This window comes from Aeromicrobium sp., from assembly GCF_050700635.1.
Taxonomy (GTDB): domain Bacteria; phylum Actinomycetota; class Actinomycetes; order Propionibacteriales; family Nocardioidaceae; genus Aeromicrobium.
Genome location: NZ_JBOHDT010000036.1, coordinates 1 through 8,966, shown reverse-complemented (window position 1 = coordinate 8,966; position 8,966 = coordinate 1). Strand labels below are relative to the sequence as shown.

Here is an 8,966-nt window from a genome sequence, read left to right as displayed (position 1 = left end):
GGTGGTCGCGTCTCTGCGCCTCCTCGATCCGGTGCAAATGGGCATCCAAGGCTTCTTTGCTCGGCCAAGCAGTTCCGTAAATTCTCTGGAGCTGCTTGTTCTTCTCGTCGCCGCGCCAGTAGGCCGCGGCGCTGCGCATCAGCCGGAACGTGGGGATGCGCCTGGTGGTGGGAAGGTGGGGGCCGCGGCAGAGGTCCTTCCAGGCCAGCGAGCCGTCGCGCTTGAGGTTGTCGTAGATGGAGAGGCCGCCCTCGCCCACCTCGACGCTCGCGCCCTCGGCTTTCCCCTCCAACGACTCCGTACCTGCGCTCGACTTGAGCCCGATGAGCTCGAGCTTGTACGGCTCGTCGGCCAGCTCCTCGCGGGCGTCGTCGTCGGAGATCTCGCGCCGGTCGAACTTCTGGCCCTCTTTGACGATCTTGCGCATGCGGGTCTCGATCGCCTCGAGGTCGTCGGGGGTGAAGGGCTCGGGCACGTCGAAGTCGTAGTAGAAGCCGTCGGTGATCGGTGGCCCGATGCCGAGCTTCGCCTCGGGAAAGAGCTCCTGCACCGCTTGCGCCATGACGTGGGCGGTGGAGTGGCGCAGGATTTCGAGCCCGTCGGGCGAGTCGATTGCAACAGGATCCACGTTGTCGCCGTCGTTCAGCTCGTGGGCGAGGTCGCGGAGCTCGCCACCGACGCGGGCGGCGATGACGCTCGGGTCGTCGGCGAACAGCTGCCAGGCCTTGGTTCCCGTGTCGACGGATCGTTCATCGGACTGGACCACGACGGAGATCTCGGACGCTGCATCAGGCACGGGACACCTCGTTCTCGATGACGCGCCCTACGGGTGGCGCGTTCTGCTTGCGCCCCAGCCTAACGACCGCCGATGCGATACCCGACCAGCCCGTCCTCGGACGCGAGCACGTAGGACGTGTCGGTCGCCATCACGGCGCCTTCGGTCAGCGCGGCGGCCGTCATGCCGGAGTCGACCTTCGTGCCGTCGGGCAAGCATGCGTAGAGCAGGCCGGCTCCGTAGCGCTCGAAGTCGCCCGAGCCTCCCCACGGCTGGGCGTACGGGAACCAGTCGGGCTCGGCCTGGCACATGAAAGTCGGCCCTGATGCCGGTGCCAGCTTGCCGGTGGCCACGTCGACGATCGCCAGCCCCTCGCGGAGATCCGCCACGATGCGGGCGCCGCTGCGGTTGAAGACGCCGTGTGGGGGCAGCCGGTTGGCCTTCGCCGCGGCGGTCGACAGGCGGTGCGACCACGTCGTCTCACCCGACGCGGGCCGGTAGCCCTCGATGCTGGACGAGAGACCGTCGATCTCGGGTTCGATCCTTCCCTCGTCGTACGTGAGCTTTCCGGCGACCTTGCACCGGAACGGATGCTCCACGACGCCAACCGTCTCCTCGTCCTCACCGTAAGGTCCCGTGAAGCACCGCTCGACGCCCTTGCGAGTCCACAGCACGTCGCCGTCCGAACCGGTGAACGAGACCATGACCTCACGCCCGAGGTCGACCACGGTCTTCTCACTCACCAGGCTCACCTGGGAGGTCGACCCATCGTCTTGCGCCCTGCCGACGTAGCCGGTGTACCGGTCCGGCCGCGACTCACGCGTGAACGCCCATCCCCCGTCGGTGGAGTAGCCCTTGCCGACGAGGTCCTCGAGCGACTTCTTCCAGAGGGTCTTGCCCTCACGCTGCACGCCCAGCTCCTCCCCCGGACGGTCGTAGGTGGAGAACAGGCCGGCGTCTCCGATCAGGCGTGAGTTCGGAGGCGCTCCCTCGTCGATCTCCTTGATGCCACGGCCGTCGAGGTCGAGGCGCAGATTGAGCTCCGTGTCGCTGCCGTCGAAGTTGCCCGGCAGGCACGCGTCGGTGCCGTCCTCGCAGGCGGTCGGCGGCTGGCTGGCCTGCACCGGTCTCGACCGGGTCTCGATGTCGCCGCTCACCGGATCGACCGACACGACCGGGTTCAGGAAGTCGGCGGGTCCCACCGCGAGCGGCTCCTCGGCCGCGAGGAAGAAGATGACCCGCCTCTGGCCGTCCTCGGTCTCGCTCGTCACCGGCGTGACCGGATAGCCCGGCAGGGCTTGGTTGGGGCTGAACCGGTGCGACCAGAGCTGCTTGCCGCCGGCGACGTCCACACCGACGATCTTGAGACGCCGATTGGTCTCCTTCGCGATGACGACGGCCACACGTGCATCGTCGGCCCCTTCCACCACGATCGGCTGGCCGATCGGCTCGAGGTCCTTCAGGGTCCACCTCGGCTCGACGACGGAGGTGTCGCGGTCGACCTTCATCTGGGTGGGTACAGACGACCGTCCCTGCTCTGGGCTCGAGTCGTCCGTGCAGCCCGACAGCACGACGAGAATGGCGATACAGGCCCCGAGCGTTTTGCCCATGGGCGAATCGTCACACGAGCGGCGCCACCTCGGTGGCGGAACGCTCACCAGCGCGGACGGCGCCGTCCATGAAGCCGGACCAGTATGTGGCCGTCTCCGTGCCGGCCCAGTGCACGCGACCGACCGACTCGCGGATGGTCGAACCGAACGACGTGATCGTGCCCGGCGTCGGTGACGCGATGGGGCTGCCCATGGTCCAGCGGTCCAGCGTCCAGTCGTGCTCGACGTACTCGATCGGGTTGAGCGCCTCCTCGCCGACGAACAGCGCGAAGCCCTCGAGCACGGCCGCCCTTCGCTCGGCAAGCGGCAGCCGTCCGTAGGTCTCCCAGGTCGAGCCGCCCACGAATCCGAGCAGCACGCCGACGGCGGCGTCGGCCGGCGAGTTGTCGAACATCGCGCGCACGGCTCCGTACGTCGCCACACCGGACCCGGACAGCCCCTTGTCGCGCCAGAAGGGCGTCTCGTAGACCGCGTCGCATTTCATCAGCTGGCCCATCGGCATGCCTTCCAGGAGCTGGTGGCGCCTGGATGGGAGCATCGGTGCCCAGTCGATACCGAGCGCCAGCGGTGGCGGGACAGCGACGATCACCCGCTTGGCCTGGACGGTGCCGCGGTCGGTCGAAACCTCGACGGCCGAGTCGGTCTGCGAGATGCGGCGCACGGGTGCGTTGAGCGCGACCCGGTCGGCGAGAGCATCAGCCATGCGTAGCGGGACGAGCCCCGAGCCACCGACGAAGCGCGACTCCTGAGCGCCGCCCTCGGTGCTCGACGACCGGGTGAAGTTGCCGGGATGCGTCTCGTCACCGGCCGTGGCGATGTACCAGAGCAGGAACAGCAGCGACATGTTCTTCCCGTCGGTGCCGAACGACGGCTGGAGGTAGGCCAGGAGGACCTCCCGGACACGCGGGAGGATGGTGTTCTCCCGGACCCACTGGTCGAACGTGATCGCATCCCACTCGGCAGCCTTCTCGGCGGTCCAGGGGGCGTCGACGGGCACCTGCTTCGACATCTCGTCGATCCTCACCTGCAGGAGCGCGGCATCGGCGAGGATCTGCGGATCCGGGGGGACGGTGCCGGTGTACTCGAGCTTCATGCCCTCGGTTGCGTAGACGTTCTTGCCGTCGACGTACTCCTTGAAAGTCTCGACGCCCAGCTCCTTGGACAGCGCGAGGATGTGGTTCTGGGTCGGTCCGACGAAAGCGCCACCGGACTCGATGACCGATCCGCCGGTCAGCGTGTGGTTGAGCACACGGCCCCCGACGCGATCGTTGGCCTCCACGACCAGGACGTCCTTGCCGGCCTTGACCAGGTTGCGTGCGGCCATCAGCCCGGAGATGCCTGCGCCTACCACCACCACGTCCACACTGCTGGGAAGGGTCCCTGACGTGCTCGCCGCGGTGGCGGGTTGCCACAGACCCCCGAACGCGAAGGCGGCACCACCCGCGAAAGCCCCACCGATCAGGCCACGCCGGCTGATTGCGGACTCGACGTCCATCGGACCACCTCTCGTCCCGGGAAAGACAACGAGAGAGGATGCAAAAGGAAACGCTCGGCAATGGAGGCCACACATGACGTCCATCGGCATCATCGGCTCAGGGTTCGGCGGTGTCGCCGTCGCAGTGGAGATGCTGCGCGGCGGCCACGACGACGTCCGACTGTGGGAGCGCGGAGACGACCTCGGCGGTGTCTGGCGCGACAACACCTACCCCGGTGCCGGGTGCGACGTCCCGTCACCGCTCTACTCCTTCTCCTACGAGCCCAACCCGAACTGGACGCGCCGTTACGCGCTGCAGCAGGAGATCCACGACTACCTCCGCGGTGTCGCCGACAAGCACGGCGTGACGCCGCGGATCTCCTACGGCCGCGAGGTCACGGCGGCGACGTGGAACGCCGACGACTCCACCTGGACGGTGACGTTCGCCGACGATTCCTCCGAGACCGTCGACATCCTCGTGAGTGCTGTCGGACAGCTGTCCGAACCGGTGCTGCCGGCCATCCCCGGTGTCGACTCGTTCGAGGGCCCGTCGTTCCACTCGGCCCGGTGGGACCACGACGCCGACATTCATGGCCGCACGGTTGCGGTGGTCGGTTCCGGCGCCAGCGCGGTCCAGCTCGTGCCGCACCTCGTGCGCGACGGCGAACGCGTCGTCGTCTTCCAACGCTCCCCCAACTACCTGCTGCCGAAGCCGGACATGCCCTACCGGAGATGGCACTCCGCTCTGTTCCATCGCGTCCCGGTGACGCAACAAGCCGAGCGTGGCGGCATCTGGACGTTCATGGAGCAGTTCGCCCGCGGCATGGACGCCATGTCACCGGTGGGCAAGATCAATCGGGCGGTGGCGCTGCGTCATATGCACTCCCAGGTGAAGGACCCGCAGCTGCGTGCGAAGCTGACCCCCGACTACCCGATCGGGTGCAAGCGCATCCTGTTCAGCAACGAGTTCTATCCCGCCCTCGCCGAGCCGACCGTCGAAGTCGTCACCGAGGCGGTCACAGAGGTGCGTCCGGCTGGAGTGGTCGACGAGTCCGGGCGCGAGCACCCCGCGGACGTCGTGGTCTACGCGACCGGGTTCGACTCCCAGGATTTCCTCGACTCCATCGACGTCACCGGCGTCGACGGCGAGAAGCTGGCGACGCGTTGGGCCGACGGAGCCCATGCCTACCTCGGCATGTACGTTCCGGGCTTCCCCAACCTGTTCGTGACGTACGGGCCCAACACGAACCTCGGCGGCGGCTCGATCATCTACATGCTCGAGGCCCAGGCGCGCCACATGCGTCAGGTCGTGGACCGGCTCGAGGCCGGCAGCTACGACAGCGTCGAGGTGACGGCGTCGACGGACGAGGCCTACGACCGCGAGCTCAGCGAGAAGCTGGAGCGCTCGGTGTGGGCGAGCTGTGAGAACTGGTACCGGCATCCGTCTGGCCGCATCACGTCGAACTGGCCGGGCGCCACCCTGCCGTTCGCGCGCCGCACCAAGACCCTGGAGCCGTCCGAGTTCGCCTGGGCCTGACCCGCCTACAGCCCCCGGCTAGGGTCTTCCTCGGCGTAGAAGCGACACGAGAGGATGGCGCATGACCGACGTTCAGCAGCACAAGATCACGCTCGACGAGAGCGAGATGCCGACTCGCTGGTACAACGTGTTGCACGACCTGCCCTCGCCGCCACCACCGGTGCTGCACCCCGGCACCGGTCAGCCGGTCGGCCCCGACGACCTCGCGCCGTTGTTCCCGATGGATCTGATCCTCCAGGAGGTCTCCGGCGAGCAGTACGTCGACATTCCCGACGAGGTGCTCGACGTCTACCGGCTCTGGAGGCCGAGCCCGCTGTTCCGTGCGCACCGGCTGGAAAAGGCGCTCGGGACCCCGGCTCGCATCTACTACAAGTACGAAGGCGTCTCGCCCGCCGGTTCGCACAAGCCGAACACGTCGGTGCCGCAGGCGTTCTACAACGCAAAGGCCGGCATCAAGCGGCTCACCACCGAGACCGGAGCCGGGCAGTGGGGCACCGCCCTCGCCTTCGCGTGCGCCCAGTTCGGCCTCGAGTGCGAGGTGTGGCAGGTGCGGGCGTCGTACGACCAGAAGCCCTACCGAAAGATGATGATCGAGACGTTCGGCGGGACCGTGCACCCGAGCCCGTCGGACCTCACCGAGTCCGGTCGGGCGATCCTCGCCGAGCACCCCGACTCGACCGGCTCGCTCGGCATCGCGATCAGCGAGGCGGTGGAGGTCGCGGCCCAAGACCCGACCACGAACTACGCGCTCGGCAGCGTGCTCAACCACGTGCTGATGCACCAGACGATCATCGGCGAGGAGGCCCTGCTCCAGCTGACGAAGGCCGGCGAGACACTGGACCTGCTGGTCGGCTGCACCGGTGGTGGCTCGAACTTCGGCGGGCTGATGTTCCCGTTCCTGCGCGAGAAGTGGGCGGGCCGGATGTCACCCACCGTGCGCGCCGTCGAGCCGGCGGCCTGCCCCTCGCTGACCCAGGGCACCTACGCCTACGACTTCGGCGACACCGCGGGCATGACGCCGCTGATGAAGATGCACACGCTCGGCCACGACTTCGTCCCTGACCCGATCCACGCCGGTGGCCTGCGCTACCACGGGATGAGCCCGCTGATCAGCCACCTCTACGAGACCAGGGAGATCGAGGCGGTGGCCAAGCCGCAGTCCGAGTGCTTCTCGGCCGGGGTGCTGTTCGCGCGGACCGAGGGGATCGTCCCGGCACCGGAACCGACGCACGCGCTCGCCGCGGCGGTCGAGGAGGCGGTGCGGTGCAAGGAATCCGGCGAGGAGAAGGTCATACTCACCGCGCTCTGCGGTCACGGTCACCTCGACCTGCCCGCTTATGCCGCGTACCTGGCCGGCGAGATCGTCGACCACGAGTGGGGCGACGCTGACACCCAGGCCGCTGTTGCGGAGGCATTGGCCAAGCTCCCCGTCCTCGCCTGATGGCTTAGGCACCTGGGCTAACGAATCACCCGTTCTGGGCATCGACCAGATGTCCAGGCGAGCGTAGGTTCGCGAGCAGAACGGAGATGGTTTCATGTTCGAGAACGCATCATGTGTCGCCGTCCTTCCGGCGTCCGACCTCAAGCGCGCCCGCGCGTTCTGGCACGACAAGTTCGGGCTCGACCCGGTCGAGACCTACGAGCAGGGCGACTCCGAGATGTACAACCTGGGCGGCACCCGAGTACTGGTCTACGAGACCCCGTACGCCGGTACCGCGCAGAACACCGCGATGGGTATCGACACCTCCGACTTCGACCGCGACATGGCCGAGCTGAAGTCCAAGGGCGTGGTGTTCAACGACTACGACATCCCTGGCATCACCACGGTTGACGGCGTCTTCGAAGTCGATGGCATCCGAACGGCGTGGTTCAACGACAGCGAGGGAAACATCATCGCGCTCGGCGACCGCTGACGACAAAGAGTCAGCGGCAGAGAGCGTCGATCTCTCGCTGCACGGTCTCCGGAGTGGCGACCTTGCCGACGCCTTCGAGCTTGGCACGGGAGTCGATGATCGAGCCGGCGTCGGCCACGAGCTTCACGACGTCCTCGCGAATCGTCGGTGAGGCGTTGTCGCCGGCCTTGGCGAGCTCGTCAAGAGCATCGCGCATCTTCTTCGCGTCCGCGTCGGTGAATGGCGTGTTGTTGTCCTTGTATTTGTCGAACACCGCCTGAATGTCCTCGACCGCACCGGAGCCGACGATGGCTTGACAGCTCTTCTCGGGGTCGGACGCCTTGGCCTCGCCGGGCTCCGGAGATGGAGTGCTCGAGTCGGTCGATTGCGTCGCCGGCTCGTCGCCGCCGCCGCAGGCCGTCAAGCCGAATGCGAGGAGTACGGCGAGTACGGCGACCCACGGGACGGATACCGAGGTGCGGGGAGTTCGAGGCATGCGCACACGGTATCTGAGCACCAGCTGTGCCACGGTGGGTTCATGGCCGAGTTCAGACTTTGTTCCGACGACGGTGAGGTCGTCGAGACAGCGAGCCACCAAGACGACCAGGCCGCGATCGCCTGGCGTTCGTCGCATCCGTTCAGGTCTGCAGGCACCGACGCGTCTTGGTGACCTTCCTACAAATCCTGTAACCCGCGCGCACAGCGAGATGCCGAACGTTGCGGTCGAGTGGAGGAATGGCCGGGGTGGGCTCCTGACCCCTCCACCGGCCGCATAGCCTCGGAGCATGCTCCCGCAGTGGCTTCAACTCCTTGCGACGTCGGTCGCGCTGGCATTGGCCGTGTATCTCTACGGACAAAGCCTGAAGGACAAGCGAACGGCGCAGCCGCGATTGGTCTATGCGATACCGGAAGCCATGAACGGAGTCCGAGCCGGTCAAACGGTTGACCACCTAGCAGATGGCCGCCACATCAGTTCGACAGTCGTTTCGATTGAGTATCCGCGTCCTGGCGCGGTGACGTTCAACGATCACGCCCGGCTCTACTTCGTCACCGTGAAGAACGACAGTCAAGAAGTAATGAACAAGGTGGACGTCATGGCTTGGGCAGAGTTGCGGGAGCATGACCGTGCTACGTCCGAGACGTGTCCCTACGTCGCGCCGGGAACCGAAGAAAAGTTCATCATGGTCGGACCTGCGCCAACCGACGACGCGACTCCGGGCGGACCCATGGTGACGTGCGTCGTCTTTGGGGATTCAAGCGGCTATCGATGGCGTCGCTACCTCAACGAGCCACTCTCGACTGACCGACCGCCTTGGTTCAAGCGCTTCCGAAGACCTAAGCCGCACTCAGATGGTGCGGACACGTGGCACCCGGTCCAGTAAGCGGAGAAACCCGAGCAATTGTCACACGCAGGCCCTAACTCGACGTGAGCGCTGAACCTGTCTTCGCAGGTCAGGGGTCGTTTCGTGCTGGTGGGCGATACTGGGTTCGAACCAGTGACCTCTTCGGTGTGAACGAAGCGCGCTACCACTGCGCCAATCGCCCGATGACGGAGAAACACTAACGCACTGCGCTGCAGGGTCACGAACTGGTCGTCACGTCCGTAGGGGTGCGAGACGTTCGTTGTGCCGGGTTCGGACTTCGCGTGCGACTTGTCGGATGTGCTTCGTTTCGCGAT

7 protein-coding genes, 1 tRNA gene and 1 pseudogene are annotated in these 8,966 nt (G+C 66.7%); 4 read left to right on the top strand and 5 right to left on the bottom strand.

Annotated elements, in window-relative coordinates:
• The 3 genes and pseudogenes from thrS to ACRDPN_RS02410 all read right to left on the bottom strand — a co-directional run.
• Positions 1 to 796, bottom strand: a pseudogene (gene thrS, locus ACRDPN_RS02420) (threonine--tRNA ligase); the annotation flags it as partial.
• A 59-nt stretch (positions 797 to 855) separates the two neighbouring features.
• Positions 856 to 2,385 carry a hypothetical protein gene (locus ACRDPN_RS02415; RefSeq protein ID WP_431445731.1) on the bottom strand — a complete coding sequence of 510 codons (1,530 nt, stop codon included), beginning with the start codon at positions 2,383 to 2,385 and terminating at the stop codon, positions 856 to 858.
• Positions 2,386 to 2,395: 10 nt separating this feature from the next.
• A complete protein-coding gene (locus tag ACRDPN_RS02410; protein ID WP_431445730.1) occupies positions 2,396 to 3,880 on the bottom strand; it encodes a flavin monoamine oxidase family protein in 1,485 nt (494 codons plus the stop codon).
• A 73-nt stretch (positions 3,881 to 3,953) separates the two neighbouring features.
• Between ACRDPN_RS02410 and ACRDPN_RS02405 the strand changes: the two genes are divergently transcribed.
• From ACRDPN_RS02405 to ACRDPN_RS02395, 3 genes are all read left to right on the top strand, one after another.
• Entirely contained in the window at positions 3,954 to 5,396 is a 1,443-nt protein-coding gene (locus ACRDPN_RS02405) for a flavin-containing monooxygenase (RefSeq protein ID WP_431445729.1), read from the top strand.
• Between the two features lie 61 nt (positions 5,397 to 5,457).
• The gene (locus tag ACRDPN_RS02400) at positions 5,458 to 6,837 is read left to right on the top strand and encodes a TrpB-like pyridoxal phosphate-dependent enzyme (protein WP_431445728.1); all 1,380 of its coding nucleotides are present in this window, start codon (positions 5,458 to 5,460) and stop codon (positions 6,835 to 6,837) included.
• 94 nt (positions 6,838 to 6,931) lie between these two features.
• A complete protein-coding gene (locus ACRDPN_RS02395) occupies positions 6,932 to 7,309 on the top strand; it encodes a VOC family protein (protein ID WP_431445727.1) in 378 nt (125 codons plus the stop codon).
• A 10-nt stretch (positions 7,310 to 7,319) separates the two neighbouring features.
• Here ACRDPN_RS02395 and ACRDPN_RS02390 read toward each other — a convergent pair whose 3' ends face one another.
• Positions 7,320 to 7,784, bottom strand: a complete 465-nt coding sequence (locus ACRDPN_RS02390; RefSeq protein WP_431445726.1) for a hypothetical protein — start codon at positions 7,782 to 7,784, stop codon at positions 7,320 to 7,322.
• A 289-nt stretch (positions 7,785 to 8,073) separates the two neighbouring features.
• Between ACRDPN_RS02390 and ACRDPN_RS02385 the strand changes: the two genes are divergently transcribed.
• A complete protein-coding gene (locus tag ACRDPN_RS02385) occupies positions 8,074 to 8,670 on the top strand; it encodes a hypothetical protein (RefSeq protein WP_431445725.1) in 597 nt (198 codons plus the stop codon).
• 88 nt (positions 8,671 to 8,758) lie between these two features.
• Here the strand turns inward: ACRDPN_RS02385 and ACRDPN_RS02380 are convergent.
• Positions 8,759 to 8,833, bottom strand: a tRNA-Val gene (locus tag ACRDPN_RS02380).
• Positions 8,834 to 8,966: the final 133 nt, after the last annotated feature.